Below are 26271 nucleotides of genomic sequence, written 5' to 3'. Positions count from 1 at the left end.
AGTGCGAAGCGGTTTTCCGAGAAGATCATGCTTTGGCAACGAGCTAGAGCGCGATGGCGATTCAACCCGATCCCATCACGCTGTGGATCGCGGCAAGACCGAACAGCTGCAAGACTTCCCAGCAAGGCTTGCCAGCCAGAACTTGCGACATAGAAGAAGGGCCGGGAACGTCCATGAAGCACATTACCTGCATCGAAGATCTGCGCCAGCTGCACAAGCGCCGGGTGCCGAAGGCGTTTTTCGATTATGCGGATCGCGGCTCCTACACCGAGGACACGCTGCGCGCCAACTCCGAGGACCTGCAGCAGATCAAGTTCCGCCAGCGCATCCTGGTCGACGTGTCCAAACGCAGCCTGGCGACCACGATCCTCGGCGAGCCGGCCGCGATGCCGCTGATCCTGGCACCGGTCGGCCTGCTCGGCATGCAGCATGGCGATGGCGAGATCTACGCCTGCCGCGCAGCCCAGGCCGCCGGCATCCCCTTCACCCAGAGCACGATGTCGATCTGCTCGATCGAGGACATCGCGGCCGCTGTCGACAAGCCGTTCTGGTTCCAGCTCTACGTCATGAAGGACCGCGGCTTCATCAAGTCGCTGATCGAGCGCGCGATCGCGGCGAAATGCTCGGCGCTGGTGTTGACCGTCGACCTGCAGGTGATCGGCCAGCGCCATCAGGACATCAAGAACGGCATGACGGTGCCGCCGGAATGGTCGCTGTCGAAGCTGATCGATTTCGCGACCAAGCCCGCCTGGGTGTCGGGCGTGCTGCAAGGCAAGCGCCGCACCTTCGGCAACATCGCCGGTCACGTCAAAGGCACCGAGGATCTCACCAAGTTGTCGGAATGGACGGCGTCGCAGTTCGACACCTCGCTGAGCTGGAAGGACATCGACTGGATCCGCAGCATCTGGCCCGGCAAGCTGATCCTCAAGGGCATCCTCGACGTCGAGGACGCCGAGCTCGCCGCCAAGACCGGCGCGCAGGCGATCGTGGTCTCCAACCACGGCGGCCGCCAGCTCGACGGCGCACCGTCCTCGATCGAGGTGCTGCCGGAGATCGTCGACGAGGTCGGCTCGAAGCTCGAGATCATGTTCGACGGCGGCATCCGAACCGGGATGGACGTGATGCGCGCGCTCGCGCTCGGCGCGAAGTCCTGCATGATCGGCCGCGCCTATGCCTACGGCCTCGGCGCCGGCGGCCAGGCCGGCGTCGCCAAGGCGCTCGATATCCTGGGCAAGGAGCTCATCACTACGATGGGGCTGTGCGGCGTCAACACCATCGCCGAAATCGACGACAAGGTGCTGGCGGTTTAGCGCGCAGCTACACGCTCCTCGTCGTCCCGGGCAAGCGAAGCGCGACCCGGGACCCAACCACAGCCGTGCGAGATTTGGCACGGCTGTGGCTACAGCCTACGCAACAACAATGATCGCCGGGACGACGTATTGAGAAGCTGCCGCGTCACATCGGCGGGGCGATGCCGTCGCGGCCGACGTTGACGCGGTTGGCTTCCAGTGTGCCGTCATCCTTCTTCACCGCGCCGAAGATGATGATCTTGGCTCCCGGCTTCAGCTCCGACTTGTCGCCGGAGACGAAGGTGACGACCGGGGTGCCTGGCGGCACAACGACTTTCTTCTCGCCGTCCTTGTATTTCACCGTGATGTTCTGGCCGTCGGTGCCCTCCACCGTCTCGGCGACGGTGGCGTTGGTCATGGTCGAGTTGGCGCGCAGGTCCCAGGGACGGAAACCTTCGGCGGCGCCGCGCTGGTTTTCCGGGAAGATGTGAACCGCGATGGCCTTTTGCGTTCCGTCAGGCTCGGGCATCGCGGTGACGCCGATATAGGAACCGGGTTTGATCTCCGACAAATCGGTCTTGGCGACGCCGAACACCGCGACGTCATCAGTCGTTCGCACCTTCATGTCGGCGCCGTCGCGCGACTTGACCGACAGCAATGCGCCGTCGACGGCCTCGATGGTGCCGCGGATCCGCACCGTCGGGAGCTGCTGCGCCGATGCGGCCGAGGCGAAGGCAACGAAAAGCAATGCGGCAAATAACTGCGATTTCGGCATGGTGTCCCTCATGGGTTTGGCTGGCGGAGTCAGGAACACCGAGGAATTGGAGGTATTCCGTGCGCGCCACCTCCCGCTTCGCAGGAGAGGTGGCTCGATCGACAACTACGAGCCGGATGAGGGTTCCGTTACTGCGCAACGAACGGTTCAGCGAAACCAGCCTCTTCACGAAGTCGAGAGGATGAAACCGCGTCACATCGGCGGGGTCAGGCCGTCGCGGCCGACGCTGACGCGGTCGGTTTCGAGCGAGCCGTCCGGCAGTTTCTTCATGAAGGCGATGACCTTGGCGCCGGCCTTCAGGTCCGCCTTGTCGCCGGGAACGTAGGTTACGACCGGCGTATCAGGGGTGACCTGCACCTTCTTCTCACCGTCCTTGTACTTGACCAGCAATGTATGGCCGTCATTGCCGACGACGGACTGCTCGACCGTGGCGTTGGTCATGCTGCTGTTCGGCTTCAGATCGTACGGCCGCGAGCCTTCGCCGGTGCCGCGCATGTTCTCGGGAAAGACATGCACCTCGACCGCCTTCGGCGTGCCGTCGGGGCCGGGCACTGTGGTCGTGCCGATGAAGGAACCGACCTTGATGTCGGACAGCGCAATCTTGGTGAGGCCGAGCACCACCATGTTATCAGCCATATGCAGCTTGACGTCCTCGCCGCTGCGCGACTTCACCGCGAGCGTGGAACCGTCGACGCTTTCGACGGTTCCACGCACCCGCGTCGGCGTCGGCGGCTGCTGTGCAAGCGCATAAAGCGTAGACGCCGTCACCATCGCGAGCGCGATGAACGGACGAACGAGATGGGAACGGCTGGCAGGCATTGTTGATCTCCGGGAGGGAACGCGGGGGGACTACCACGTAGACCCCATTCCGGAGACGCTATTCCGGACCTCAAGTCTTTGTGAGATCGGCCTCGACAAGCGCGCGCAATTCCGGCGTGACCTGCGGGCGCCGCCCGAACCACAGTTCAAAACCGCGCACCGCCTGGTGCAGCAGCATACCGAGCCCATCGGCGGTCTTCAGCCCGCGCGCCTCTGCCGCTGCAAGTAACGGCGTCACCAGCGGCACATAGACAAGATCGGAAACAACCGCGCCTTGCGGCAACAGGCCGACGTCGATCTCGAGCGCGGGCTGGCCGTGCATGCCCAGCGAGGTCGTGTTCACGAGCAGGCCTGCACGCGGCAGCAGATCGCCGACTGTGTCCCATGTCGCGGGATGAACACGCGCGCCGAACTGTTTGGCGAGCGCGCGGGCGCGGTCGATGGTGCGGTTGACCAGATGCACGCGCGCGATGCCGCGCTCGATCAGGCCGAACACCACCGCGCGCGCCGCGCCGCCGGCGCCGAGCACCAGCGCGTCCTCTGTCTTGTCCCAGCCGGGCGCACAGGCATCGAGATTGTTGATGAAGCCTTCGACATCGGTATTGGTCGAGCGCAACTCGCCATCGGCGAACCACAGCGTGTTGGCGGCGCCGACCGCGCGGGCGCGCTCATCGGGCGCCGACAGCGCCAGCGCGCGCTCCTTGTGCGGAATGGTCACGTTGGCACCGACGAAGCCGCGCAGCGACAGGCGGAACAGGAAATCCTTGAAGTCCTCCGGCGGCACCGCCTCGATCACATAGCCCCCCTCGATGCCGAGCGTACGCAGCCAGTAATGATGGATCAGCGGCGAGCGGGAATGCGCCGCCGGCCAGCCGATCAGGCACGCGGCGCGGGTTTTGCCTTGAGTGTTGCCTTGGGATGTCATGGCGGTGACATCGGCCAAGGCAGGCGCGCTGTCAATCCGTCCGCTTCGCGGTTGCGGCAACCAGCGCGCTGAGCCCGAAGGCGGTGGCCGCGCCAAACCAGATCGCGGCGAGATTGATCCAGCGATAGGCAAGCGCACCGGCAAGCGCGCCCCCGACCATCGCCGCCCATAGCAACAAATTGGGCAGCCAGGCCCAGCCTGCACCGCCGGTCAGCGCGGCGGCGATCAGCTGGCCGGCCTTTACCAGCGCCCCGGTGACATAGGTGAGGCCAAGCCCGGCCCCGCCCTCAAGCTGGAACACGGCGTTCTCGAGCCCCATCGCCAGCACGATGGCCGCAACCGCGGTGTTCGGCAGGCCATAGGCGTAGGCCACGGCTGCAGCCGTCAACAGCAGCGCCTCGGCGAGCAGGATCAGCGGCTGGCGATACGCTAAGCGGCTGAGCACGACCAGGCTGCCGGCCGCCGCGCCGGCGACGAACAGCACGATCAGCTCCAGCGCTTCCAGGGCATGCTGCCAATGGCCCTCGGCCAGCGTCACGCCAAGCCGCGTCGAGTTGCCGCTCATGAAGGAGACGAACAGTCCGCCGAGATGCAGATAGCCGATGCCGTCGACATAGCCGGCCAACGCGCTGAGCGCGCAGGCCAGCGCCAGGTTACGGCGGGATTCGAGCATCTCGTTGGAAACTGCTGGGAGAAAATCTCATCGGTCATTCCGGGACGGTCCGCAGGACCATACCTCAGGTGCCCAATTGCGCACCGGGGAATCTCGAGACTCCGGATTCGCTCGCTGGCGCGAGCGCTCCGGAATGACGAAAAGATCACGCCGCGTCGCGATGGGCGGCGATGATCTGGTCGGCGGCACGGCCCGTCACTTCGGCCATGCGGTCGAACTGGCGGGTGAAGGTGCCGGCGCCGGCGGTGGCGGAGCGCAGCTCGACGATGAGGTCGCCGATCTCGGATTCCGGCATCGTGGCACGAACACAATCCCAGCCGCTCCAGCCCTCGCGGGTGTCGAAGCCGAGGATCTGGCCGCGGCGCGCCGACAGGATCGCGTTGACCTTGGCGGTCGCCTCGGTCGGGCAGGCGATCTCGACCATATGGATCGGCTCCAGCAGCACCGGCTGGCACAGCGGCAGCGCCTCGCTGACGCCGACCCGCGCCGCAGTGCGGAACGCCAGATCGGAGGAGTCGACGCTGTGATAGGAGCCGTCGGTGAGCGTGACGTCGACATCAATCACGGGGAAGCCGAGCGGCCCGCGCGTCAGGGCGTCGACGACACCCTCCTCCACTGCGCCGATATAGTTGCGCGGCACCGCGCCGCCGACCACCTTCTCGTGGAATTCGAAGCCGCTCCCGCGCGGCTTCGGCTTGATGTCGAGCACGACGTCCCCGAACTGGCCGTGGCCGCCGGACTGCTTCTTGTGCCGGCCGCGCTGGGTGACGGCCTTACGGATGGTTTCCTGGTAGCCGATCGCCGGCGGATGCGATTTGACATTGACGCCGTAGCGGTCCTTCAGCCGCTCCTGTGCGACGCGCAGATGCATCTCGCCCTGTCCCCACAGCACGGTGTCGTGGGTGCGCGGGTTCTGGATCATCGTCAGCGAGGGATCTTCCTCGTTCAGCCGCAACAGTGCCTGGCCGAGCTTGACGTCGTCCTTGCGATCGGTCGCTGCGATCGAGATCGACAGCACCGCCGCCGCGGGCTCGACCTTGACCAGCGAGGCCGGAGCAGTCTTGCCACTGCAAACCGTATCGCTGGTCTTGATCGCATCGAGCTTGCCGAGTGCGACGGCGTCGCCGGCCTCCGCCGACGGCCGCTTGCTGTCATGCCCGCCCGCGACCGCAAGGATGCCGGAGACGCGCCCGCTGTCACCGGACGAGGACTGCAGAGTCGCGCCGTCGTCGAGCCGGCCCGCGAGCACGCGCGCCAGCGACAGCTTGCCGCCGTGCTGCAAATGCACGGTCTTGAACACATAGGCCAGCGCATCCTTCTGATCCTTGATGCCGAGCCGCTTGGCGGTGTCGGCGACGCCGGGTGCCTCATGTCGCAGCGCCTTCATCAGGCGGAGCACGCCGTTCTCGCGGCTCGCAGCACCGAGCAGCACCGGACAGATCAGCCCTTCGCGCAGTTCGCGGGCAAGGTCGTCGAACACGGCATCGCGCGGCGGTTGGATATCCTCCAGCAATTGCTCCATCAGCGCGTCGTCGTGATCGGCGAGCTTCTCCAGCATCGAGAACCGCGCTTCCTTCTCGCGATCGAGGTTGCCGCCCTCGAGCGCCATCACCTCCGACGGCTTGTGCTCGCGATAGACGAACGCGCGCTCCAGCGCGAGATCGACAAAACCTTCGATCAGATCGCCGTTCCAGATCGGAATCTGGCGCAGCACCAGCGGCACGCGCGAGGCCGGCTGCAGCGTCGCAAGGGTCTCGCGGACGCGCTTGTTGGCGCGGTCGATCTTGTTCAGGAACAGAAACCGGGGAATCCCGAGCTCCTCGAGCTCGCGCAGGATGATCTGCAGCTGCGGCAGCTTCTTCTCGTCAGCTTCGCAGACCACGACCGCGGCATCGACCGCCGGCAACGCGGCACGCATGTCGTGCGCGAATTCGACCGAGCCGGGGCAATCGATAAAGGTGTAGCTGTCCCCCATAAAGGTGGTGGTGGCGGCGGTCAGAACTACGCCCATCTTGTGTTGGCGCGCCTCGGGGCTGGCATCGCCGACGGAAGTTCCGGCATCGACACTGCCGGCGGACTTGATGGCGCCTGTGCGCGCCAGGATGGCTTCCAGAAGTGTGGTTTTACCGCTTTGAAAAGGGCCCACCAGTGCGATGCACCGTGGACCTCGGGGACTTCTGACGTCTTGTCCCATTGCCGCCTCCTCGTGTTGGAGCTCGGCCCATGATTGGGTCGGCGACCGTTGATGGTCCGCCCGTCCCAGGATTTTGGCAAGCAGGAAAAGTCGCTGCGATGCGGCAGCATGCGCGCGGCGTTCAGCCGCGCGTAGATCGCTTAAACCCGCTACCGTCCTTAGCGCCCCGGACGCAGCTCGAGGCTCTCGAGGCCGGCGGCGATGTTGACGCCGGTCTGGCCCTGCACGCTGAGCGGCTGCAGGGCGATCGTGTTGTCGGAACCACCGACCAGCACATTGCCGCCGACGCCGACACCGAGCGTCGCACTGCCCTGCGCACCCGCATAGTTGCCGGAGAGCGCACCCGGCCCGAGCCGCGCCACCGGCGCGTAGACGCCCCAGGCCAGCGCCGATTCCTGGGTGATGCCGAGATCGATGCCGACCTTGTGGATGGTCGCGATGTAGCGGTCTTCAGGCATGCCATCGACGCGCAGCACGCAACCGAGATTTGTCACGGAGCCGACGATGAAGCCGACGCTCGCGCCGCCGCGGCATTCCAGGACGCCGACCTGTACGCGCTGAACCGGCTGCTGGGCGTTGGCACCAGCGATTACGGCGGTCAGCGTGGCGATGGCGGCACCGGCGAGGAGAATGAAGCGACGCATGTTGGGGAGGCTCCGGCTGAGAGGCATGACGCGAGCAGAGAACAGAACGGCGCCGTGTCTGCGGCGCCGTTCGTATCCTATGCCATAACATCGAATGTACCGCCAGAATTTGCGGTGCTCGGCCACCGATTGTTGCGGGATGTGGCGCTGTTGCTATGCCTCCGCGACCACGCAGAACCTGTCACGCAACAGACAACAAGCAGCAAAAAAGAGGCCCGCTTTCGCGGGCCCCTTTGATCGAACACCGACCTGCTCAGTGGTGGTGGTGATGACGGCGATGATGATGCCGGCGCGGACCCGCGGTGCGAACCGGCTCGAGATCGATCCCGGCGATGCCGGCCGCAACGTTGAGGCCGGTCTGGCCCTGCACGCTGATCGGCTGCAGCGCGTAGGCGTTGTTGGGACCGCCGAACAGGAAGTTACCGCCGGCGCCAAGGCCGACCGATGCGTTGAGGCCGACGCCGCCGTAGCTGCCGGCGAGCGCACCGCGCGGAAGCTGCGTGGTCGGCGCGCTCACGGCCCAGGCGAGCTGAGTGGTCGCGGTGACGCCGAGGTCGACGCCGATCCGCTTCACGGTCGCAACATATGGCTCCGGCCGATGGCCGCCGCTCTGGAACACGCATTCGAGGCGAGCGACGGAGCCGACGACGAAGCCGACATTCTCGCCGCCCTGGCATTGCAGGACCCCGGCTTGAACCTGCTGGGGCGCCGCGTTGGCGGTGGCGAACGGCGCCAGCAACGCGAACGCTGCAAGGGTGAGAGTCGAAAGTCGCATTGGTCTGTCTCCGCAAGGTGAACTGAATTTGTGCGGCGGACAGAAGGGAAGGGTCGTGTCCAAAACAAGGCAGCTCGCAAAGAGGCCGTAAAAACTTCCCGCGTGTGGCATCGATGTTCGCACACACGCGCGTGAGGTGCGCGGGTTGTGATTTGACTCTGCGATTTTACCGGCACCGATCCTGAGTGTGCAAACAGAAACGCTCCCACACTTGGCGTGGGAGCGTTTCTTGGTTCGGAACGAATTATCGCAGATTACCGCAGAAGCGCTGGATGCGCTTGCAGGCATCCTCGAGGTCCGAGGTCTTGGTGGCGTAGGAGATGCGGAACGCGGGTCCGAGGCCGAACGCCGACCCCTGCACAACAGCGACGCCTTCGCTCTCGAGCAGTTCGGTGACGAACGCCTCGTCGTTGTCGATCACCTTGCCCGAGGGCGCCTTCTTGCCGATCGTGCCGGCGCAGGACGGGTAGACGTAGAACGCGCCTTCCGGCCGCGGGCACTCGATGCCGCTCGCCTGGTTGAGCATCGACACCACGAGGTCGCGGCGCTCCTTGAACACCTTGTTGTTCGCGGCGATGAAGTCCTGCGGTCCGTTGAGCGCCTCGACCGATGCCCATTGCGCGATCGACGACGGGTTCGAGGTCGACTGCGACTGGATCGTCGCCATCGCCTTGATCAGCTGCGCCGGTCCGCCGGCATAGCCGATGCGCCAGCCGGTCATGCAGTAGGCCTTCGACACGCCGTTCACCGTCAGCGTGCGCTCGTAGAGGCTCGGCTCGACCTGCGCCGCCGTGGTGAAGACGAAGTCGTCATAGACGAGGTGCTCGTACATGTCGTCCGTCATCACCCAGACATGCGGATGCTTGACCAGTACGTCGGTCAGCGCCTTGAGCTCGCTCCTGGTGTAGGCCGAGCCGGTCGGGTTCGACGGCGAGCACAGGATCACCCACTTGGTCTTCGGCGTGATCGCCTTCTCGAGATCCTGCGGGCGCAGCTTGAAGCCGGTCGACGCCGGGCACACCACCGGCACCGACTCGCCGCCGGCGAGCGCGACCATCTCGGGATAGCTGACCCAATACGGCGCCGGGATGATGACCTCGTCGCCCGGATTGATGGTCGCCATCAGCGCGTTGTAGAGCACCTGCTTGCCGCCGGTGCCGACGATGATCTGGTTCGGCTTGTAGGTCAGGCCGTTCTCGCGCGAGAACTTGTTGATGATGGCTTCCTTGAGCTCCGGAATGCCGCCGACATCGGTGTACTTGGTCTTGCCGGCTTCGATCGCGTGGATCGCAGCCAGCTTGATATTGGCGGGCGTGTCAAAATCAGGCTCGCCGGCGCCGAGGCCGATGACGTTGCGGCCCGCGGCTTTCAGCGCACGTGCTTTGTCCGTGACCGCGATCGTCGCGGACGGCTTCACACGGTCGAGCGCAGCGGACAGGAAGGCCATTATCATCTCCTGGCAAACGTCGTGAGCGGTTGGGCCACGACTTGATTTGAATGGGATCGCGGCACCCTAGGCCGGTCGCCGCTGCATCGCAAGAAGCTTGGCGACAAAGCGCAAAAACTTTCGCGCATGGCTCGCAACATGCGCAATATTCCGCAAGTTCCGGCCCCAAATGACTCATATCCGGCAAGCTCGGCGGCGGCCGCTCCAGCCTTGCCGGCAAGGCTTTCGGCTGGGTGCGCCAGCGTGGATTGCTCCGAGGACAATGTGCCGCGCGACACGCCCCTGACGGTGCCGACGGCAGGCCATCCGGCAGGGCGCTGCCGAGCACGGCGCGCGTTAAGGTTTGTGAATTGAAGGCGTCCATCACGGCATCGACCGGCACCGTGCACAGCGTCGCGCAGGCGTGATCCGAGTTGTTCTGCCGTGTTGATGGAATCGTTCTGCACGCGTGCAGTGCGGTAGACGTTTCGACTTTTTCCACGCTACAGGGCTTGCGACGCACCCCTATCGGCATCATTGTTTAACGGCGTTGCGGTGTGACAGGCCGCGCAATTTTTAAGCGTACCGTCTCCCTGACCCGAGTGAACCCCGACGCACCGAGTGAACCCCGACGCAATGTACAAGCTCTATTCGATGCAGCGCTCCGGCAACAGCTACAAGGTCCGGCTGGCGCTCGCGGTGCTGAACACGCCGTACGAGGCGATCGAGATCGACATCCTGCGCGGCGAGAGCCGCACTCCGGAATTCCTGGCCAAGAATCCGAGCGGCCAGGTGCCATTGCTCGAAGTCGCCGACGGCCGCCATCTCGCCGAGTCCAACGCCATCCTCTGGTACGTTGCGATCGGCACGCCGCTGGCGCCGGAGTCTCGGATCGAACGCGCCGAGGCGCTGCAGTGGATGTTCTTCGAGCAGCACGCGCTGGAGCCGAATATCGGCGCCGCCTATTTCTGGCTGTCGCTGGTCAAGGGCGGGCGCGACCTGCAGACGCACGCGCTGGAAGACTGGATGGAGCGCGGTTATGCGGCGCTGCAGGTGATGGAAAATCACCTCAAGGGGCACGCCTATTTCGCCGCCGAGCAGTTCACCGTCGCCGACATCGCGCTCTACGGCTACACCCACGTCGCCGACCGCTGCGACTTCGATCTGACGACCTTCCCATCGATCCGCGCCTGGCTGAAACGGGTCGAGCAGACCCCCGGATTTGTCTCGATGGATTGGCAGCCTGGGTCCGAGGCCGAGCCTCAGGCCCGCCTTGTGGCAGGCCTCTGAGCAACTGGGTCTGAACAGCGGGCATAGCTGGGAAATTGCCCAAATAACGGCAAAAACGACGTTCCAGCCGTATTTTAGCCATTTTGAGGGGACCCGCCGCCGCAATGTTGCCGGTGACAACGGGCAGATTTGCTCGGATGTCGCGAGTGATTCGCTCGCGGCCTGAGGGATTTAGACCATGACGCGGTGGTCCGGCACGGCAGGCTTCGATGGCCGCCGTGCCCCAGTGGCATCATCCCGCCTGACGAACGCGATCGCCGCGTCGCTCGCGCTTGGCGCACTGACGCTGTGGCTGGTCGTCGCCATGACCGTGCTGTCGAGCAGCATCAGCATGGCAACGTCGATCCCGGCGTAATCCAGCGATTTCCAGTTTGGCACCTTATCCGCGGCAAGGCGCGGGAGAGACAGCGGCGCGACATGATGAAGACCCCCATCGGACTTGTGACCGTGACGCTGTCGGCGGCGATCCTGCTGGCGGCATCGCTCCTGATCGTGACAGGCACGCAGGGCGAAGACCGCGCGCACCCCGCGCATGTGACGACGCCTGCCGCCAAACAGGCCCCGCACCACTAAGGCGTTTCGGGTCTAACTCCATTTGTGGAAGATGAAGAACGCGCCGGCGGCGATGAAGGCAAATCCGAGTGCATGATTCCAGCCCAGCGGCTCCTTCAGGTACAACACCGAGAAGCCGGCGAACACGACCAGCGTGATCACCTCCTGCATGGTCTTGAGCTGCGCTGCCGAATAGACCGCGCTGCCCCAGCGATTGGCCGGCACCGCCAGCCAGTATTCGAAGAAGGCGATGCCCCAGCTCACCATGATAACGAGCGGGAGCGGGTGATCCTTGAACTTGAGATGGCCGTACCAGGCGAAGGTCATGAAAATGTTCGAGGCAAACAGCATCAGGATCGGCAGCAGCGAAGGCGAAATGGCGGGCATCGTTGTCCTCTTGCAAGCAAAGCACGCGGTAACCCGCAGGCACGGAACCGGGTTCCATGCCGATCTGCATATCATTTGATTTGAAAGCAGCGAAAGCTGGTTCGGCAAAGGCAACGCCCGCTTAACGGTCGGGACGGAAATGCCGCCGCCGTTGCGGCCCTGTCGTCAAACTACAGCTTTATCGTTCGTTCGACAGATAGCGAGAACGGGCATGCGGTTCGACTGGCGTGCAATTACAGGTCCGGCCTTGACGGCGATCACGGCGCTCGCCGCCTTCCTGATCGATCGCCTCATTGTGGCCGTCCCCAATCCCGCGCCGCTGTTCGTCTGCATCGTGGCGCTCGCCAGCTCCATCAGCGGCAACACCTCCGGACTGATCTCCGCGACGATCGCGGTGGCCGCCTCGGCGCTGTTCTTCCTCGATCATCGCGCGCTGCCCGGTTATGACGCCGCCGACGTCGCACGGATGCTGATGCTGGCCGCCACTACGGCCGGCACCGCCCTGATCACCGGGATGCTGCGGCAGAAATGGATCGATGCCTTTGCGGCGGACCAGCAGCATCACGCCACCTCGGCGCGGCTCGCCGCCGCGCTCGACCAGGTCGACATCGGCATCGTGCTGCTCGACGCCGACACCCGCGCCGAATTCATCAACCGCGCCTTCCGCGATTATTTCGCGCTCTCCGATGCGCAGGCCGAGAGCAAGCCGCCCTTCGTCGCGCTGATGTATCATGGCCGCGACACCGGCACCTATGAACTGCCGGAAGACGAGCTGAGCGCCTTCATCGCCGAGCGCATCGCGATGATGCGCGCAGGCGATTCCACGCCGATCAACCTCAATCTCGCCGACGGCCGGGTGCTGCGCTTCAGCTGCACGGCGCTGCCCGACGGCGGCCGCATGCTGAGCTACACGCCGGTGACCGACCTCGTGCGGCACACCGACGATCCCGCCAGGGCCGACGAATATCGCGCGCAGCGCGCCGGGCGCGGACACCATCCGGCGCGGCTGTTGCGCGCCGCGGAGTGAGGCACGACCGCGTCAGCAATTGATCCCGCATGACGGCGACGATAGAACGTTGCGAGCGATGCGCACGCATCGCGCAACGCAGGATCATGCAGGGATCATCGATGTCCGACGACGTCACCATCCGCTTCGTCACGCGCGGCGACTACGCCGAGTGGCTCCCTTTGTGGGACGGCTACAACGCCTTCTATGAGCGGTCCGGACCGACCGCGCTCGCGCCCGAGATCACCGCGATGACGTGGGAGCGTTTCTTCGACGCCTATGAGCCGGTGCATGCGCTGGTCGCCGATGCCGGCGGCACACTGCTCGGGCTGACGCATTATCTTTTTCACCGCTCGACCACGGCGATCGCGCCAACCTGCTATCTGCAGGATCTCTTCACCAGCGAAGCCGCACGCGGCAAAGGCGTCGGCCGCGCCCTGATCAACGGCGTCTACGCGCAGGCGAAACTTGCGGGATCGCCGCGCGTCTATTGGCAGACGCATGAGACCAACCACACCGCAATGCAGCTTTATGACAAGGTCGCGGACAAACCGGGCTTCGTCATCTATCGCAAGGTTCTCTGAGCGCGTGGCGCGGGCTGTGGATTGAACAGAGATGTCACCGGCGCGTAACAAAGCCCGGCTAGGCTCGCGCTCGCGTAAGATCAGGCCCCCCGTCTCAGATCTTCGCCCCGAGCGGTCCCCGTCAGTCGCCGCGTCTGACCGGGACCGCTTTTTTTCGACATTGCCGTGCGTGATGGGTGCCATGCGTGATCAGCGGTAGGGCGGCACCTTGCCGGCTCGCGGCGCGATTGTCACAATGCGCGCTATCCCTCGCCTATCCCACAGGATTGTCTCATGGAAATTCGTAATCTCGGCGGCTCCGGCCTGCGCGTGTCCGCGGTCGGCATCGGCTGCAACAATTTCGGCCAGCGCACCGATCTGGAAACCTCGCGCAAGGTGATCCACAAGGCGATCGATCTCGGCATCACCCTGTTCGATACCGCCGACATCTATGCCGGCATGGGCGGCTCGGAAACCGTTCTCGGCACGGTGCTGGGCGACCGCCGCAAGGACATCGTGCTCGCCACTAAATTCTCCAAGCCGATGGCGAGCGACGGCACCAAGCAGGGCGCCTCTCGGCGCTACATCATGTCGGCGGTGGAAGCGAGCCTGACGCGCCTGAAGACCGACTACATCGATCTCTACCAGCAGCACGATTATGATCCACTGACGCCGATCGACGAGACGCTGCGCGCACTCGACGATCTCGTACGTCAGGGCAAGGTGCGCTACATCGGCAACTCCAACTTCCCGGCATGGCGGATCGCGGAGGCGGAATACGTCGCACGCGAGATGAACGTGAACCGCTTCGTGTCCTGCCAAGACGAATACAGCCTCGTGGTGCGCGGCATCGAGAAGGACCTGCTGCCCGCGGCGCAGCAATACAATCTCGGCCTGCTGCCGTTCTTCCCGCTCGCCAGCGGTCTCTTGACCGGCAAGTACCAGCGCGGCGCCGCCGCCCCCGCCGACACCCGCTTCGCCAAAGCGCCGGCGCTGAAGGATCGTTACGTCACGGCGCGCAACGAGGACATCGTCGAGAAGCTGCAGGCCTTCGCCAAAGAGCGCGGCCACACCATGCTCGAACTCGCCTTCTCCTGGCTCGCCGCCCGCCCACAAGTCGCAAGCGTCATCGCCGGCGCGACGCGTCCCGAGCAGATCGAGCAGAATGTGAAGGCAATCAGCTGGAAGCTGAGCGCGGAGGACACTCGCTGTCGTCCCTGCGAAAGCAGGGACCTATAACCACAAATGTTCGGAGTGATGCTGCGCTGGACCCCAGCGCGTTCCGGCAACTCGCAACGGTGGTTATGTCGAGGCTGACGCTTACACAACCAGTCCCTTCATCGGCTTCACCGGCGCGCTGTCCGGGAATACGGCATCGGCCAGCACGCGCTCGCCGAGGCCGAGCTGGTCGTGCAGCACGCCCTTGATCACGGCGCGCAGGTCGGTGGTCGGGGCGAGATCACGGGCCTGATAGAGATTGGCCGGCTTCAGGCCCGGCCAGTCGGTGATCATCCGGCCGCCGCTCACCGCGCCGCCGGCAAGCAGCGCGATGGTGCCGGTGCCGTGGTCGGTGCCCTCGGTGCCGTTGATGCGCGCCGTGCGGCCGAACTCGGTGGCGACCACGATCACGGTGTCGCGCCAGCGCGCGCCGAGACCGCTCTGAAACTCCGCCAGCGCTCCGTCGAGACCGCCGAGCAGCTGCGCGAGACGGCCGACCGGCCCGCCTTCATTGGCATGCGTGTCCCAGCCGTCGAAGGCCAGCGCGCCGATCCGCGGGCCGTCATCCGCCGCCATCAATTTGGCGGCGCCGCGCGCCACCAAACGCATCGCCGCCACGCCGCCTGCGCCGGGCTGCGGCTTCATCTCGCTGCCCTGCGCCTGCTTCTCGAGCTGGAGGCCTTGCGTCAGCGCGCTCGCCAGCGTCGGATCACGGTGCTGATAGAGATCGAGCAGCCGCATCGCGGTGTCGTCGGCGGCCTGCGGCAGCGCGGTCGGCGCCCAGCCGACGGTCGGCGCAGCGCCGCGCAACACCAAAGGCGTGGTCGGGCCGACCGCGAGCGCGTTCGTCACCCGCTCGCCCTTTGGCAATGCTTCGAGCGCGCGGTTGAGCCAGCCGGATTGCACGCGGCCGGGCCCGGGGAAGCCGCTCTCCAGCACGTCCTGGCCATCGAAATGCGAGCGATCGCGATACGAGGTCGCGACCGCATGGACCACCGCCGCCTGCTTGGCCCGATACATCCGCGCGAATTCCGGCATCGCCGGATGCAGCCCGAAGAAGGGATCGAGCATCACGGCTGCGTTCGGGCCATCGGATCGCAGCGCGATCGCGCCGTGCAGGCCGGCATAGTCGGGGTCGCCGACCGGCGCGACGGTGGCCAGGCCATCGAGCGCACCGCGCAGGATGATGGTGACGAAGCGTGGATCGCGGCCGTCGGCTGCGCGGGCGAATTTCGGCAAATAGGCCCAGGCGGCAAAGGAGGCGCCGCCGAGCAGCAGCGCGCGCCGCGATGTCGCTTGCATCGCCAGGCTCTCACAGCAATCCATCGTCATCTCCTCTGGAACTCGGGCGACATCAACAGCAGCGCCAGCGCCTGCTGCCGCGATTCCGCGCGCTCGATGGTGCGCCGCGTCTCGACCGAAGCGGCATCCGCGGCAACCAGCTCGAGCAGGTCGCGCGGGTCGAACCGGTCGGCGAGCTGGGAAGCAAGCTGCGCCGAGATGTCGAGCCTGAGCTTGATGCCCTCAGGCGCGGCCCAGGCCGCAGCGATATCCGGGAAGCCGTTCGGCCCGGCCGGCGACCACAAGGGCTGGCCGAGCACGTTGAGGCCATTGAGATAGCGGGTGGGATCCTCGGGGTTGCGCGCCAACAGGCGGCCGGAGGCGGCCAGGAATTCGTAAGGCGAACGCATTTTTGTCAGCGGCGCCTGCCACGCCTCGTTGGACCCGACGAGCGCAATGGCCAGCGCCCTGAGATCACCGTCCGTTTTGGTGAAGGTGTCCTGCAGCTTCGCCACCAGTGCCGGCGGCGGATCGTCGGCGACAAAATGGCGGGCGAACTTGGTCGCGATGAATTTCGCGGTTGAGGGATGCCGCGCGATATCCGACAGCACCGCCTCGCCCTGCGCGACGCCGGCCTGCGCGTAGGTCTTGCCCAGCACCTGCTGCGGACCGGGCTGGTGCGCATTGGCGTTGAACACGAAGCTGCCGGGCGTGCCGAGCTGGCCTTTGCGGCCGGCAAAGGTCCAGCCGGTGATGACGCGCGCCAGCGAGGTCACGTCGTCCTGGGTATAGCCGCCGCCGACACCGAGCGTGTGCAGCTCCATGATCTCGCGGGCCAGGTTCTCGTTCAGGCCGCGATTGCGGTTGACGCCGGCGCGCGACTCCGGACCCAGCGATTGCTGGTTGTCGAGGAAGAACAGCATCGCCGGATGCTGCTCGACGGCCTTCAGCATGTCGCCAAAGCGGCCGAGCACGTGCGGGCGGATCGCCTCGCGTTCGAACGAACCGGCCCACATCCGCGCCAGGGCGCCCTTGTTGGCGGAGATGCAGAAGTGGTTGGACCAGAACACCACGAGCCGCTCGACGAAACCGCAATCGGCGACCACGCCGCGCTGCAGCCGCGCCAGCGCCTCGGCACGGAACGTCTTCTGGATGATGTTGAGCGGCTGCGCCGGCGGCTTGGCCGGACCGGCCACCGTTTGCATCGCCGGAGGCTGCATCGTCGCGGACGGCGTCATCGCCGCATTGGCATTGTCGGCGGCCTGGGCCTGCATCGCCGAATCCTTTCCGGCGATCTCCTTGGCGGCAGTGGACAGCGACAGATTGCGCCGCTGCTGCGGCTTCGCGTCGGATCCCTGCGGCGTCTCGCTCGCGCCTTGCTGCGCGGCCTTCGCGGCATTGCGCGCCTGCTGGATCTCGAACTGATAGTCGAACACCTGCTTGCCGAGCTCCGGCGTCGAGAGCAGGCCAGGCACTTCGAGCAGCGCGCCGTTCGGACGCGCCAGTTCCGCCAGCACGAAACCGCGCGGATCGGAGGCCGCGTTGATGAAGTCGCCGGACGCCCCGCCGCGGGCGCCAAATCCAAACCGGTTGAGAGCAATCAGCGCGGCTTGCGAATCACGGGCCATCACAATTCCCTTGGCCGCCTATCCCGGCTATATCAGTTGCACGGCATCATAGCGCGGTCCGGGATGAACCCGAGATTAATTCGCGCATTAAATCGCGGTTAGAATGGACCTCTCGTCAACCGATCGTTCCGAACAAGTCTCGCCACGCCGGCTTGCCTGCGCGGCGTGCGGCAGCGAATTTTCATGCTCGCTCGCGGGACCGTGCTGGTGTTCCGACGAGCGCTTTCGCCTGTCGATGCCGACCGATGGCGGCGACTGCCTGTGCCCGGCATGCTTGCGGAAACTGGCGGAACAGCAAGCAGCGGCGGGCGCAACGTGAACGCACGCTGGACCGTCGACGCCGTCCTGCTCGACATGGACGGCACGCTGCTCGACACCGAGAAGGTCTACTTCGACAGCCTGGTCGCGGCGCTGAACGTATGCGGCTACACCGACGACGTCGTCGCGCTGTGCCATTCCATGGTCGGGCTTCCCGGCCCGGTCTGCGAAGCGATGCTGCGCGATCATTACGGCGCGGCGTTTCCGCTCGCCGAGGTCAATCGCGCCTTCATCGTCACCCGCGATCTGATGTTTGACGCCGGCCTGCCCCTCAAGCCCGGCACGCTCGCGCTGCTCGACGGCCTTGCCGCCGCCGACTGCCGGACCGCGATCGTGACCTCGTCATCCCGCCGCACGGCCGAGCGCCATCTCACGCTCGCCGGAATCCGCGACCGCTTCGAGACGCTGCTGACGCTTGACGACGTGACTGACGGCAAGCCAAACCCCGAGCTCTACCTGAAGGCGGCCGCACGCCTCGGCGCGGCACCGGCGGCCTGCATCGCCGTGGAAGACTCCAACCACGGCGTCGCCGCGGCCCATGCCGCCGGCGCCATCACGCTGATGGTGCCCGACATGGCGCCCCCGACCGACGAGACGCGCGCGAAATGTGCGGCCGTGCTGCCGGACCTCAACGCAGTGCTGGCGCTGTTGCAAGCGCGCGGCGCGCTTTAGCCGTCATCGCGAGAAGGTCTCGCCGCAGACTGCTGCACCTCATCCCGCTTTGACCTGTTTACGCCCCAGCTTCGCCATCGCCGTCTCGATCAGCGTGCGCGCGGCCTCGCCGGCCGTCTCCATGTAGCTGGCGTCGCGATGCAGCAGCACCACGGCGAATGATCCGTCCAGCAGCAGCAGGATCTGCCGCGCGAGCTTCAGCGGGTCGGCTATGCCCCGCTCCGCAAAGGTCGCGCGCAGCCAGTCCTCGAACTTCTTCTTGTGCGCTGCGCCGATCCGGATCGCGGGATGCCCGGGCATGTTGGCGAGCTCGGCGGAGGTACGCAGGAAGCCGCAGCCTTTCCATTTCGGATGCCGCGCCGAGCGCGCGAGGTTCTTGAAGATCGCCTCGACCTTCACTGGCAACCCGCCCTCGACCTCCGCGAACCACTTTCGGAACAGCGCGAGGTTGGGCTGGTCGCGTGCAGCGAGATAGGCGGCGACCAGGTCGTCCTTGCTCTTGAAGTGATAATACAGCGTGCGCTTGGTGAGGCCGGCCTTGGCGGCCACCTCGTCGACGCTGACGCGGCGGATGCCTTCATTGTAGAACAGCGCGCTCGCCGCCTGGACGATGCGCGCGCGGGTGGGCTCGGAGGGTCTGGGCATGTGCGTATGTATACTGACCAGTGAATATACACAAATTCCAGCTGCCTCTACATTCAGCTTCGACGCGCACCAATGCCGGAGACTGCATCATGCCCCAACCTATCCTGCTCGAGATCACAGGCGGGATCGCCCTGATCACGCTGAACCGCCCCGAGCAGCTCAACGCGCTGAACTACACGCTGATCGATCAGTTGATGGCGGCGCTCGACCGCATCGAGGGCGATGCTGGCGTGCGCGCCGTGATCCTGACCGGCGCCGGCGAGCGCGCGTTCTCGGCGGGCGCCGACATCCACCAGTTCTCGGAGAGCGTCAGGCAGGGCGCCGCGGTCGCGGTGCGCGACTTCGTCCGCCGCGGCCAGGCCATGACCGCGCGGCTGGAGGCGTTCAAGAAGCCTGTCATCGCCGCGGTCAACGGGCTCGCCTTCGGCGGCGGCTGCGAGATCACTGAGGCGGTGCATCTCGCTGTTGCCAGCGACCGTGCGCAATTTGCAAAACCCGAGATCAAGCTCGGCATGCCCCCGACCTTCGGCGGCACACAGCGGCTGCCGCGGCTGGCGGGACGCAAGCGCGCTCTCGAGCTGCTGCTGGCAGGCGATCCGTTCCCGCCCGAGCGGGCGCGCGAGATCGGGCTGATCAACCAGATCGTGCCGCACGATCAATTGCTGACGGCCGCGCGCGAGCTCGCCGGCCGCATCACCAGGCATTCGCCCGATGCCGTCGCCGGCGTCATCACCGCGGTGACGCGCGGGCTCAACATGCCGATTGCCGAGGGCCTGCTGGTCGAGAGCGAGCAGTTCGCCGCGCTGGTGCCGAGCCGTGACCTGGCCGAGGGGCTCGCGGCATGGAAGGAGCGGCGGCCGGCGAAATATGTCGGGGCATAGGCCCGACTCCATCAACTCGTCATGCCCGGGCTTGACCCGGGCATCCACGACTCCTGCGCCCAAGACGTGGATGGCCGGGTCAAGCCCGGCCATGACGACGGAGGGAGGTCTCGTTAGCGCACCACCGCCGCGGTCTGCCCGAACAGCAGCTTGCGCTCCTCCTCGGTGCGGATCGCGGGCTGGCCGAAATTCGGGTTGACCTCCTTCGCCTTGGCATAGGCGCGCTCGGTCGCCGGGCGCTTGCCGATCGTCTCCAGCCAGCGCTTCAGATGCGGGAAGTCGTCGATGTTCTGGCCCTGGTTCTTGTACGGCACGACCCAGGGATAGCTCGCCATGTCGGCGATCGAATAGTTACCGGCGATGAATTCGCGGTCGGCGAGCCGCTTGTTGAGCACGCCGTAGAGCCGGTTGGTCTCGTTGACATAGCGGTCGATCGCATAAGGCAGCTTCTCGACCGCGTAGTTGCGGAAGTGATGGTTCTGCCCGGCCATCGGCCCGAGCCCGCCCATCTGCCAGAACGTCCACTGGATCGCGTCATAGCGGCCGTAGAGATCTTCAGGCAGGAATTTCCCGGTCTTCTCGGCGAGATAGAGCAGGATCGCACCGGATTCGAACAGAGAGATCGGCTTGCCGCCGCCTTTTGGCGCGTGATCGACGATGGCCGGGATACGGTTATTCGGTGCGACCTGCAGGAAGTCCGGCTTGAACTGATCGCCCTTGCCTATGTTCACCGGGAAGATTGTGTACTCCAATCCGGTTTCTTCGAGGAACATCGTGATCTTGTGACCGTTCGGCGTGGACCAGTAGTGGAGGTCGATCATGGGCGTGATCCTGCATTTCCGGGGATTGCTGATGCATCGGCAAGAAAGATGCGAATGCATTGACTTGGGCGCATAACCGCACCAAGTCAATGGCGCGCGCATTGCACCGCGCGCGAATGTGATCTGCAAACGACGCAAGCGCCCGATTGAGCCACGCCCCGATTGCTCCTAGGCTCCGCGTGGTTTGTATTGAAGAATTTTCAGAACAAGGGGGATTATGATGATACGGGATTTGGCACGACGTGATTTCCTGAAAGGTTCGGCGGTGATCGCCGGCGCCGCCGCCGCGGGCGTATTCTCCTGCGTCGAGATCGCGAGCGCGGCGCCGATCGAGGTGCCGACCGTCGACAAGCTGTCAATCCGCGTCCTGGTCGATTCCAGCTTCGACCTGTTCCTGCGGCCGAAGCAGGCGCACGGCGTCTCGATCGCGCCAGCCGCACGCGGACCTGACTTCCGCAAATCGCTGCACAATGAATGGGGCCTGTCGCTGTGGCTGGAATCGGAGGCCGCAGGCAGCCAGCGCACCTTGATGCTGGATTACGGCTACACGCCCGAGGTGCTGATCAATAACATGGAGCTGGTCGGCGTCGATCCGGCGAAGCTCGACGCGCTGATCGTGAGCCACGGACATTACGACCATTTCGGCGGCCTCAACGGCTTCCTCGACAAATTCCGCGACAAGCTGCCGGCCGACGTCAAGCTCTATGCCGGCGGCGAGGACAATTTCTGCCATCGCGTCAACGCGACGCCGACCAAGGGCCAGTTCACCGATTTCGGAACGCTCGATCGGCGCCAGCTTGCCGCCCAGCGTGTCACCACCGTGCTCTGCGAGACGCCGACCGTAATCGCGGGCCACGCCTTCACGACCGGCAAGATCACCCGCCGCAGCATCGAGCGCGTGCTGCCGCAGACCTGGGTCGAGTTCGGCATCAAGGACGGGCTCGGCTGCAACACCAGCCACTATCTGCCGGCCGAGCTGGACGGCAAGATCGTGCCCGACGAGCATATCCACGAGCATGCGACCTGCTTCAACGTGAAGGATTTTGGCCTGGTCGTGATCTCCTCCTGCGGCCATGTCGGCATCGTCAATTCGGTGAAGCAGGCGCAGGAGGTCTCGGGCATCCAGAAGGTGCACGCGATCGTCGGCGGCTTCCACCTCGGACCGGCGCCGAAGGATTACCTCACCGAGGTTGTCGCCGAGATCAAGAAGCTCGACCCCGACGTGCTGATCCCGATGCATTGCTCCGGGCTCAACTTCGTGCAGGAGGCGACCGCGCAGATGGGCGACAAGGTGCTGGTCACGACCACCGGCAGCCGCCTCTCCTTCGGCATATGATCGCGCCGATCGTCCGCGGCATCGCATGCGCCGGCGCCGGCCTCTGGCTGACGCTGGCGCCCGTGCTGGCCGGCGATGCGCCGGCGCAATCGGCGCGCTCGGCCGCCGAGATCATGGACATCCTGATGTGGAACAGGGAGCCGGTCGGCGGCCCGTTCACGCTGACCGATCAGGCCGGCCATGAGCGCACCGACAAGGAGTTCCGCGGCAGGCTGATGCTGGTCTATTTCGGCTTCACCTACTGCCCCGACGTCTGCCCGACCGATCTGCAGGCGATCGGGCAGACGCTCGACAAGCTCGGCCGCGACGGCGACCAGGTGCAACCGATCTTCATCACGGTCGATCCCGAGCGCGACACCACAAGCCATCTCGCCGAATACGTGACGCTGTTCCACCCGCGCCTGATCGGGCTCACCGGCAGCGGTGATGCGATCCGCAAGGTCGCCGATGCCTACAAGGTCTATTACGCCAGGGTGCCGCTGCAGGACGCCGGCGACTACACCGTCGATCACACCGCCTACATCTATTTGATGGACCGCGACGGCAATTATCTCGGCTTCTTCCCGCCGGGCACGTCGGCCGACCGGATGGTCGAGATCATCCGGCCAAGGCTCGCCGCACCGGCGCGCTAGTGCCGCAACGGGACTGCCCTCCCTCTCCTGCTTGCGGGGGAGGGTCGGGGTGGGGCTCTCTCCACGAGTCACATCGTGGAGAGAGGTGAAGCGAGTTCGCGGATAGGCGCCAGTGCAAACCAACCTCAAAGCATCCGCCCATGCGCGCGCAAAAAGGTCTCGCCGCTTTCCGTCACCATCACCCGCATGCCCTCGACCGAGGGGCGGCGCGCGACATAGCCGCGATCGACGGCATCCTCCCAGATCGTCAGCCGCGGGCATGAGGTGCGCCAGACCTCGAGCACCTCGGCATAGGCCCGCGGCTCGCGCGCAACCCATTCCACGAGATCGAGCACCAGGGCGTCCGTGGTCTCAGTCATCGGATATTCCCCCTGAGCATCGTCATGCCCGGGCTTGTCCCGGGCATCCACGTCTTGGCTCAGCATCAAGAAAGACGTGGATGGCCGGGCCAAGCCCGGCCATGACGAATGGTGATATTTCTGCCGCGCTTGGCCTGCGCCCGCAAACCGAGTTATCTTGCCCTTGCATCAGTTTTCCTGAGGGTTCATGCGGCGGCTGCTCTTCCTCAACGGCATCAAGGCGTTCGAGGCCGCGGCGCGGACCGGCAGCTTCGCGGCCGCGGGCCACGAGCTCAACGTCTCGGCCGCCGCGATCAGCCGGATGGTGCATCTTCTGGAAGAGCGGCTCGGCGTCGCGCTGTTCGAGCGCAAGGCAAACCGCCTCGTCACCACACCGGCCGGCCGCGCCTATCAAGGCGGGCTGACCCCGATCTTCGACGCGCTGGCAAGCCTCACCGCGCAGGTCACGGCCTCCGCGAGCGCGCGGGTGCTGACCGTCGGCGTCGGCCCGACTTTTGCGATGAAATGGATGATCCCGCACCTCGCCGAGTTCCGCAAAGCGGAGCCCGACATCGAGGTGCGGATCACGACCGGCGGCATGGCGGTGCCGTTCGCCGACGACTGGAGCTGCGGCATCCAGCTCGGCGACGGCCAGTGGCCGGGCCTGGTCGCCGAGCCGCTGTTCGCCGCCGACCTGATGCCGGTGTGCACGGCGCGGCTCGCCAACGCCTGGAAGCGCCCCGCCGACCTCAAGGGGCCGAGCCTGATCCGCGTCGCGCATTCGCCGGACGACTGGCCATCCTGGCTGAAGGCCGCGGGGGTGCCGCGCCTGACCGCGCGCGGGCCGGAATTCCAGTTCTACGGCCAGGCGCTGCAGGCCGCGGTCGACGGGCTCGGGATCGCGATGGGGATCCGGCCCTATGTCGATGACGATCTTGCCGCCGGCCGGCTGGTGGCGCCGTTTGCACTCAGCGTGCCGAAAGGGATGCGCTGGTATCTGGTCTATCGCGGCTTCCACGCCGAGCAGCGCGATTTCGCGGCGTTCCGGCGCTGGATCATCCGCGCGGCGGCGGAACCGGCCGCTCGGCGCAAGGGAACGCGCAATGCCTGACGAGATGATCGACACGCTGGTGATCGGCGGCGGCCAGGCCGGACTCACCATGAGCCACCGGCTGAAGCAGCGCGGCATCATCCATCTGGTGCTGGAGCGGCGGCGGATCGCCGAGCGCTGGCGCAGCGAGCGCTGGGACGGCCTGATGTTCCAGTTTCCGAACTGGTCGGTGCGGCTGCCGGAGTTTGCGTTTCCGCACAGCGACCCCGACGACTTTTCGAACACCGCTGCCATCATCGCCTTCATCGAGGACTACGCCGCGTTCGTCGCGCCGCCGATCCGCTGCGGCGTCGAGGTCACGAAACTGCGCCGCGACGCCGGCGGACTCCTTGCCGAGCTTGCCGGCGGCAGCATCGGCGCCCGGAACGTCGTCGTCGCCACCGGCCCCTATCAGCGGCCGCTGCGGCCGCAGTTGTTGCACGAGCATCCCGGCCTGTTTCAGGTTCACGCCAGCGGTTACAAAAATCCCGCGCAATTGCCCGATGGCGCGGTGCTGGTGATCGGCGCCGGCGCCTCGGGCGCGCAGATCACCGACGAGCTGGTGCGCGCCGGCCGCCGCATCTTCCTTTCGGTCGGGCGTCACAACCGCCTGCCTCGCCGCTATCGCGGGCGCGACCTGATCTGGTGGCTGGCCGAGATGGGCGTCGACCGGACGCCGGTCGAGCAGCGCGGCCCGTCGCGCCTGCTGCCGGTGATTTCGGGCGCCCATGGCGGCCACACTATCGATTTTCGCCGCTTCGCCGCGGATGGCGTGACGCTGCTCGGCCGCGTGACTGCGGCGCGCGACGGCGTGCTCGAGATCGCGCCCGATCTCGCCACCAACATCGCCGATGGCGACGCCTACTACGCGACATTTCTCGGGATCGTCGACGATTTCGTCGCGGCACGCGGCCTCGATCATCCCGACGATCCCTTGGCGCGCGTCCGCCTGCCCGATCCGCCCTGCCTCGCTGTGCCGCTGCGCACGATCGACCTGGGCGCCGAACGGATCAGCAGCGTGATCTGGGCCACCGGCTATGACCTCGATCTGGACTGGATCGACATACCGGTGCTGGACGCCAATGGCGCACCGAGACACCGTCATGGCGTCTCCGACATCCCGGGCCTGTATTTTCTCGGCCTGCAATGGCTGTCGAAGATGAAATCTTCGTTCCTGTCAGGCGTCGGCGACGACGCCGCCATGCTCGCCGATCACATCGCGGCCCGCCGCTAGAGCAAATGACATCGGCGGTGCGCTCCCTCGCCCCGTTCTTACGGGGGAGAGGGTTGGGGTGAGGGGCCGCCCTCCGCATATTCGGCGATAGCTGATTTGCGGAGACTCCCCCTCACCCGGAACGCATCTAACGATGCGTTCCGACCTCTCCCCGCACGCGGGGCGAGGTGAAGCGGAGTTCGCTGCTCGATTCGGAGCAAAGTCGCCTTATCCCCCCGGTTCCTTCGCCCGTCGGAAATAAACCCCGCGGCTTGTGATCTGGTTCACATTGGGCGCCGCGCGCCCATGCTTCCCTCGAGAAGGGCATCCCGAGGTCGCACATGATTTACAGCGGTTTTGAGATCAAGTCGTTTGAAGTGGGGAAGGGGCAATGGCACGCCAGGATTCAACGGGTCGATCAAAGGCCGGTCGTCATCGATGGCATGCCGTTTCCGATGCTCGACATCGGCTTTGCGTGGTCCGATCCGGATGCGGCGATCGACGACGCGAAGAGAACCATCGACCGGCTCCCACAACGATATGGCATGACAATGCCGTCGGCGTGACCGGCAATGTCGTGATCGCCGCCGTTCCGCAATGCGAGCCGGATCCGGTCTGGCCGGCAGAGGTCCGCACCAGCTGCCCGGAATGCACCGCCCAGCTCTCGCTGCTGCGCGTCATTCCCGGCCGCGCCGCCGAATACTGGACCATGCGCTGCGACGGCTGCGGCGGGATCCATCTCGACATCGTCGACCTGCCGCGGGCCTGACGCTCGCGAAGGCGCCACCTGCTGACACCCTGCTGTCAGCAGCCTCGCCTGTGCCCCAATCCAGCCGTCGATTGCCCTTTTCTCGCTGCCGGACTCGTCCCATATTCCCGG

General features: G+C 65.7%; 30 protein-coding genes. 16 read left to right on the top strand and 14 right to left on the bottom strand.

Annotated features, from left to right (window positions below):
* Positions 1-173: 173 nt before the first annotated feature.
* Complete coding sequence (locus ABIB78_RS01495) at positions 174-1310, top strand: alpha-hydroxy acid oxidase (RefSeq protein ID WP_429020571.1); 1137 nt, start codon at positions 174-176, stop codon at positions 1308-1310.
* A gap of 145 nt (positions 1311-1455) precedes the next feature.
* Here ABIB78_RS01495 and ABIB78_RS01490 read toward each other — a convergent pair whose 3' ends face one another.
* From ABIB78_RS01490 to ABIB78_RS01455, 8 genes are all read right to left on the bottom strand, one after another.
* Positions 1456-2064 carry a hypothetical protein gene (locus ABIB78_RS01490; RefSeq protein WP_429020569.1) on the bottom strand — a complete coding sequence of 203 codons (609 nt, stop codon included), beginning with the start codon at positions 2062-2064 and terminating at the stop codon, positions 1456-1458.
* 192 nt (positions 2065-2256) lie between these two features.
* The gene (locus tag ABIB78_RS01485) at positions 2257-2835 is read right to left on the bottom strand and encodes a hypothetical protein (RefSeq protein WP_429021505.1); all 579 of its coding nucleotides are present in this window, start codon (positions 2833-2835) and stop codon (positions 2257-2259) included.
* A gap of 118 nt (positions 2836-2953) precedes the next feature.
* Complete coding sequence (locus tag ABIB78_RS01480) at positions 2954-3808, bottom strand: shikimate dehydrogenase (RefSeq protein ID WP_429020567.1); 855 nt, start codon at positions 3806-3808, stop codon at positions 2954-2956.
* A 31-nt stretch (positions 3809-3839) separates the two neighbouring features.
* Positions 3840-4481: a YoaK family protein gene (locus tag ABIB78_RS01475; RefSeq protein WP_429020566.1), complete on the bottom strand. Its 642-nt coding sequence runs from the start codon at positions 4479-4481 to the stop codon at positions 3840-3842.
* Positions 4482-4626: 145 nt separating this feature from the next.
* Positions 4627-6675, bottom strand: a complete 2049-nt coding sequence (locus tag ABIB78_RS01470) for an elongation factor G (protein WP_429020564.1) — start codon at positions 6673-6675, stop codon at positions 4627-4629.
* Positions 6676-6833: 158 nt separating this feature from the next.
* Positions 6834-7319 (bottom strand): DUF992 domain-containing protein, encoded by a 486-nt coding sequence (locus ABIB78_RS01465; protein ID WP_429020562.1) that lies wholly within the window; start codon positions 7317-7319, stop codon positions 6834-6836.
* Positions 7320-7572: 253 nt separating this feature from the next.
* The gene (locus tag ABIB78_RS01460; RefSeq protein WP_429020560.1) at positions 7573-8094 is read right to left on the bottom strand and encodes a DUF992 domain-containing protein; all 522 of its coding nucleotides are present in this window, start codon (positions 8092-8094) and stop codon (positions 7573-7575) included.
* A gap of 244 nt (positions 8095-8338) precedes the next feature.
* Positions 8339-9541, bottom strand: coding sequence for a pyridoxal phosphate-dependent aminotransferase (locus ABIB78_RS01455; RefSeq protein WP_429020558.1), 1203 nt, complete (start codon positions 9539-9541; stop codon positions 8339-8341).
* Positions 9542-10156: 615 nt separating this feature from the next.
* On the opposite strand from ABIB78_RS01455, the gene ABIB78_RS01450 reads away from it, so the two are divergent.
* From ABIB78_RS01450 to ABIB78_RS01440, 3 genes are all read left to right on the top strand, one after another.
* Positions 10157-10810: a glutathione S-transferase family protein gene (locus tag ABIB78_RS01450; RefSeq protein WP_429021503.1), complete on the top strand. Its 654-nt coding sequence runs from the start codon at positions 10157-10159 to the stop codon at positions 10808-10810.
* A gap of 178 nt (positions 10811-10988) precedes the next feature.
* Complete coding sequence (locus tag ABIB78_RS01445; protein ID WP_429020556.1) at positions 10989-11165, top strand: hypothetical protein; 177 nt, start codon at positions 10989-10991, stop codon at positions 11163-11165.
* 62 nt (positions 11166-11227) lie between these two features.
* Positions 11228-11383, top strand: a complete 156-nt coding sequence (locus tag ABIB78_RS01440; protein ID WP_429020554.1) for a hypothetical protein — start codon at positions 11228-11230, stop codon at positions 11381-11383.
* A gap of 12 nt (positions 11384-11395) precedes the next feature.
* On the opposite strand, the gene ABIB78_RS01435 is transcribed toward ABIB78_RS01440, so the two are convergent.
* Positions 11396-11749 (bottom strand): DMT family protein, encoded by a 354-nt coding sequence (locus tag ABIB78_RS01435; protein ID WP_429020552.1) that lies wholly within the window; start codon positions 11747-11749, stop codon positions 11396-11398.
* A 211-nt stretch (positions 11750-11960) separates the two neighbouring features.
* Between ABIB78_RS01435 and ABIB78_RS01430 the strand changes: the two genes are divergently transcribed.
* The 3 genes from ABIB78_RS01430 to ABIB78_RS01420 all read left to right on the top strand — a co-directional run bounded on the left by ABIB78_RS01430 (position 11961) and on the right by ABIB78_RS01420 (position 14557).
* Entirely contained in the window at positions 11961-12776 is an 816-nt protein-coding gene (locus tag ABIB78_RS01430) for a PAS domain-containing protein (RefSeq protein WP_429020550.1), read from the top strand.
* Between the two features lie 101 nt (positions 12777-12877).
* Positions 12878-13339, top strand: a complete 462-nt coding sequence (locus ABIB78_RS01425) for an N-acetyltransferase family protein (protein WP_429020548.1) — start codon at positions 12878-12880, stop codon at positions 13337-13339.
* 273 nt (positions 13340-13612) lie between these two features.
* Positions 13613-14557, top strand: coding sequence for an aldo/keto reductase (locus tag ABIB78_RS01420; protein WP_429020546.1), 945 nt, complete (start codon positions 13613-13615; stop codon positions 14555-14557).
* Positions 14558-14638: 81 nt separating this feature from the next.
* Here the strand turns inward: ABIB78_RS01420 and ABIB78_RS01415 are convergent, their stop codons facing one another.
* Positions 14639-15868, bottom strand: a complete 1230-nt coding sequence (locus ABIB78_RS01415; RefSeq protein WP_429020544.1) for a DUF1501 domain-containing protein — start codon at positions 15866-15868, stop codon at positions 14639-14641.
* Complete coding sequence (locus ABIB78_RS01410) at positions 15865-17445, bottom strand: DUF1800 domain-containing protein (protein ID WP_429020542.1); 1581 nt, start codon at positions 17443-17445, stop codon at positions 15865-15867. The genes ABIB78_RS01415 and ABIB78_RS01410 overlap by 4 nt, the downstream gene beginning before the upstream one ends.
* Positions 17446-17548: 103 nt before the next feature.
* Between ABIB78_RS01410 and ABIB78_RS01405 the strand changes: the two genes are divergently transcribed.
* Both ABIB78_RS01405 and ABIB78_RS01400 read left to right on the top strand, forming a co-directional pair.
* Positions 17549-17764 carry a cysteine-rich CWC family protein gene (locus ABIB78_RS01405; RefSeq protein ID WP_429020541.1) on the top strand — a complete coding sequence of 72 codons (216 nt, stop codon included), beginning with the start codon at positions 17549-17551 and terminating at the stop codon, positions 17762-17764.
* A complete protein-coding gene (locus ABIB78_RS01400) occupies positions 17761-18435 on the top strand; it encodes an HAD family hydrolase (RefSeq protein WP_429020539.1) in 675 nt (224 codons plus the stop codon). Before ABIB78_RS01405 ends, ABIB78_RS01400 begins: the two co-directional genes overlap by 4 nt.
* A gap of 39 nt (positions 18436-18474) precedes the next feature.
* Here the strand turns inward: ABIB78_RS01400 and ABIB78_RS01395 are convergent, their stop codons facing one another.
* Entirely contained in the window at positions 18475-19080 is a 606-nt protein-coding gene (locus tag ABIB78_RS01395) for a TetR/AcrR family transcriptional regulator (protein WP_429020537.1), read from the bottom strand.
* An 89-nt stretch (positions 19081-19169) separates the two neighbouring features.
* Here ABIB78_RS01395 and ABIB78_RS01390 point away from each other — a divergent pair, with 89 nt between their 5' ends.
* Entirely contained in the window at positions 19170-19961 is a 792-nt protein-coding gene (locus ABIB78_RS01390) for a crotonase/enoyl-CoA hydratase family protein (protein ID WP_429020536.1), read from the top strand.
* Between the two features lie 113 nt (positions 19962-20074).
* On the opposite strand, the gene ABIB78_RS01385 is transcribed toward ABIB78_RS01390, so the two are convergent.
* Positions 20075-20782 carry a glutathione binding-like protein gene (locus tag ABIB78_RS01385; RefSeq protein WP_429020534.1) on the bottom strand — a complete coding sequence of 236 codons (708 nt, stop codon included), beginning with the start codon at positions 20780-20782 and terminating at the stop codon, positions 20075-20077.
* A 220-nt stretch (positions 20783-21002) separates the two neighbouring features.
* Between ABIB78_RS01385 and ABIB78_RS01380 the strand changes: the two genes are divergently transcribed.
* Both ABIB78_RS01380 and ABIB78_RS01375 read left to right on the top strand, forming a co-directional pair.
* Positions 21003-22118: an MBL fold metallo-hydrolase gene (locus ABIB78_RS01380; protein WP_429020532.1), complete on the top strand. Its 1116-nt coding sequence runs from the start codon at positions 21003-21005 to the stop codon at positions 22116-22118.
* On the top strand, positions 22115-22750 hold the full coding sequence (locus tag ABIB78_RS01375; RefSeq protein ID WP_429020530.1) for an SCO family protein: 636 nt from the start codon (positions 22115-22117) through the stop codon (positions 22748-22750). The genes ABIB78_RS01380 and ABIB78_RS01375 overlap by 4 nt, the downstream gene beginning before the upstream one ends.
* 125 nt (positions 22751-22875) lie before the next feature.
* Here the strand turns inward: ABIB78_RS01375 and ABIB78_RS01370 are convergent, their stop codons facing one another.
* Entirely contained in the window at positions 22876-23109 is a 234-nt protein-coding gene (locus ABIB78_RS01370; protein WP_429020528.1) for a hypothetical protein, read from the bottom strand.
* A gap of 187 nt (positions 23110-23296) precedes the next feature.
* Between ABIB78_RS01370 and ABIB78_RS01365 the strand changes: the two genes are divergently transcribed.
* The 4 genes from ABIB78_RS01365 (at position 23297) to ABIB78_RS01350 (ending at position 26160) form a co-directional block, all read left to right on the top strand.
* Complete coding sequence (locus tag ABIB78_RS01365) at positions 23297-24199, top strand: LysR substrate-binding domain-containing protein (RefSeq protein WP_429020526.1); 903 nt, start codon at positions 23297-23299, stop codon at positions 24197-24199.
* Positions 24192-25412, top strand: coding sequence for an NAD(P)-binding domain-containing protein (locus tag ABIB78_RS01360; protein ID WP_429020525.1), 1221 nt, complete (start codon positions 24192-24194; stop codon positions 25410-25412). The genes ABIB78_RS01365 and ABIB78_RS01360 overlap by 8 nt, the downstream gene beginning before the upstream one ends.
* 320 nt (positions 25413-25732) lie before the next feature.
* Positions 25733-25957, top strand: a complete 225-nt coding sequence (locus ABIB78_RS01355) for a hypothetical protein (protein WP_429020523.1) — start codon at positions 25733-25735, stop codon at positions 25955-25957.
* Positions 25954-26160, top strand: a complete 207-nt coding sequence (locus tag ABIB78_RS01350) for a hypothetical protein (RefSeq protein WP_429020522.1) — start codon at positions 25954-25956, stop codon at positions 26158-26160. The genes ABIB78_RS01355 and ABIB78_RS01350 overlap by 4 nt, the downstream gene beginning before the upstream one ends.
* Positions 26161-26271 lie beyond the last annotated feature (111 nt).

Source organism: Bradyrhizobium sp. I1.14.4 (assembly GCF_050435825.1).
Lineage (GTDB): Bacteria > Pseudomonadota > Alphaproteobacteria > Rhizobiales > Xanthobacteraceae > Bradyrhizobium.
This window is presented reverse-complemented; position numbering and strand designations above follow the sequence as displayed.

What these genes read in the sequence shown, in the direction of transcription:
- ABIB78_RS01485 (WP_429021505.1), bottom strand. Translation starts at nt 2,835, where the DNA reads ATGGTGACGGCGTCTACGCTTTATGCGCTTGCACAGCAGCCGCCGACG.
- ABIB78_RS01465 (WP_429020562.1), bottom strand. Translation starts at nt 7,319, where the DNA reads ATGCGTCGCTTCATTCTCCTCGCCGGTGCCGCCATCGCCACGCTGACC.
- ABIB78_RS01470 (WP_429020564.1), bottom strand. Translation starts at nt 6,675, where the DNA reads ATGGGACAAGACGTCAGAAGTCCCCGAGGTCCACGGTGCATCGCACTG.
- ABIB78_RS01360 (WP_429020525.1), top strand. Translation starts at nt 24,192, where the DNA reads ATGCCTGACGAGATGATCGACACGCTGGTGATCGGCGGCGGCCAGGCC.
- ABIB78_RS01405 (WP_429020541.1), top strand. Translation starts at nt 17,549, where the DNA reads ATGGACCTCTCGTCAACCGATCGTTCCGAACAAGTCTCGCCACGCCGG.
- ABIB78_RS01420 (WP_429020546.1), top strand. Translation starts at nt 13,613, where the DNA reads ATGGAAATTCGTAATCTCGGCGGCTCCGGCCTGCGCGTGTCCGCGGTC.
- ABIB78_RS01490 (WP_429020569.1), bottom strand. Translation starts at nt 2,064, where the DNA reads ATGCCGAAATCGCAGTTATTTGCCGCATTGCTTTTCGTTGCCTTCGCC.
- ABIB78_RS01445 (WP_429020556.1), top strand. Translation starts at nt 10,989, where the DNA reads ATGACGCGGTGGTCCGGCACGGCAGGCTTCGATGGCCGCCGTGCCCCA.
- ABIB78_RS01495 (WP_429020571.1), top strand. Translation starts at nt 174, where the DNA reads ATGAAGCACATTACCTGCATCGAAGATCTGCGCCAGCTGCACAAGCGC.
- ABIB78_RS01480 (WP_429020567.1), bottom strand. Translation starts at nt 3,808, where the DNA reads ATGACATCCCAAGGCAACACTCAAGGCAAAACCCGCGCCGCGTGCCTG.
- ABIB78_RS01475 (WP_429020566.1), bottom strand. Translation starts at nt 4,481, where the DNA reads ATGCTCGAATCCCGCCGTAACCTGGCGCTGGCCTGCGCGCTCAGCGCG.
- ABIB78_RS01440 (WP_429020554.1), top strand. Translation starts at nt 11,228, where the DNA reads ATGATGAAGACCCCCATCGGACTTGTGACCGTGACGCTGTCGGCGGCG.
- ABIB78_RS01390 (WP_429020536.1), top strand. Translation starts at nt 19,170, where the DNA reads ATGCCCCAACCTATCCTGCTCGAGATCACAGGCGGGATCGCCCTGATC.
- ABIB78_RS01385 (WP_429020534.1), bottom strand. Translation starts at nt 20,782, where the DNA reads ATGATCGACCTCCACTACTGGTCCACGCCGAACGGTCACAAGATCACG.
- ABIB78_RS01430 (WP_429020550.1), top strand. Translation starts at nt 11,961, where the DNA reads ATGCGGTTCGACTGGCGTGCAATTACAGGTCCGGCCTTGACGGCGATC.
- ABIB78_RS01425 (WP_429020548.1), top strand. Translation starts at nt 12,878, where the DNA reads ATGTCCGACGACGTCACCATCCGCTTCGTCACGCGCGGCGACTACGCC.
- ABIB78_RS01455 (WP_429020558.1), bottom strand. Translation starts at nt 9,541, where the DNA reads ATGGCCTTCCTGTCCGCTGCGCTCGACCGTGTGAAGCCGTCCGCGACG.
- ABIB78_RS01355 (WP_429020523.1), top strand. Translation starts at nt 25,733, where the DNA reads ATGATTTACAGCGGTTTTGAGATCAAGTCGTTTGAAGTGGGGAAGGGG.
- ABIB78_RS01460 (WP_429020560.1), bottom strand. Translation starts at nt 8,094, where the DNA reads ATGCGACTTTCGACTCTCACCCTTGCAGCGTTCGCGTTGCTGGCGCCG.
- ABIB78_RS01380 (WP_429020532.1), top strand. Translation starts at nt 21,003, where the DNA reads ATGATACGGGATTTGGCACGACGTGATTTCCTGAAAGGTTCGGCGGTG.
- ABIB78_RS01435 (WP_429020552.1), bottom strand. Translation starts at nt 11,749, where the DNA reads ATGCCCGCCATTTCGCCTTCGCTGCTGCCGATCCTGATGCTGTTTGCC.
- ABIB78_RS01450 (WP_429021503.1), top strand. Translation starts at nt 10,157, where the DNA reads ATGTACAAGCTCTATTCGATGCAGCGCTCCGGCAACAGCTACAAGGTC.
- ABIB78_RS01410 (WP_429020542.1), bottom strand. Translation starts at nt 17,445, where the DNA reads ATGGCCCGTGATTCGCAAGCCGCGCTGATTGCTCTCAACCGGTTTGGA.
- ABIB78_RS01415 (WP_429020544.1), bottom strand. Translation starts at nt 15,868, where the DNA reads ATGACGATGGATTGCTGTGAGAGCCTGGCGATGCAAGCGACATCGCGG.
- ABIB78_RS01370 (WP_429020528.1), bottom strand. Translation starts at nt 23,109, where the DNA reads ATGACTGAGACCACGGACGCCCTGGTGCTCGATCTCGTGGAATGGGTT.
- ABIB78_RS01395 (WP_429020537.1), bottom strand. Translation starts at nt 19,080, where the DNA reads ATGCCCAGACCCTCCGAGCCCACCCGCGCGCGCATCGTCCAGGCGGCG.
- ABIB78_RS01375 (WP_429020530.1), top strand. Translation starts at nt 22,115, where the DNA reads ATGATCGCGCCGATCGTCCGCGGCATCGCATGCGCCGGCGCCGGCCTC.
- ABIB78_RS01365 (WP_429020526.1), top strand. Translation starts at nt 23,297, where the DNA reads ATGCGGCGGCTGCTCTTCCTCAACGGCATCAAGGCGTTCGAGGCCGCG.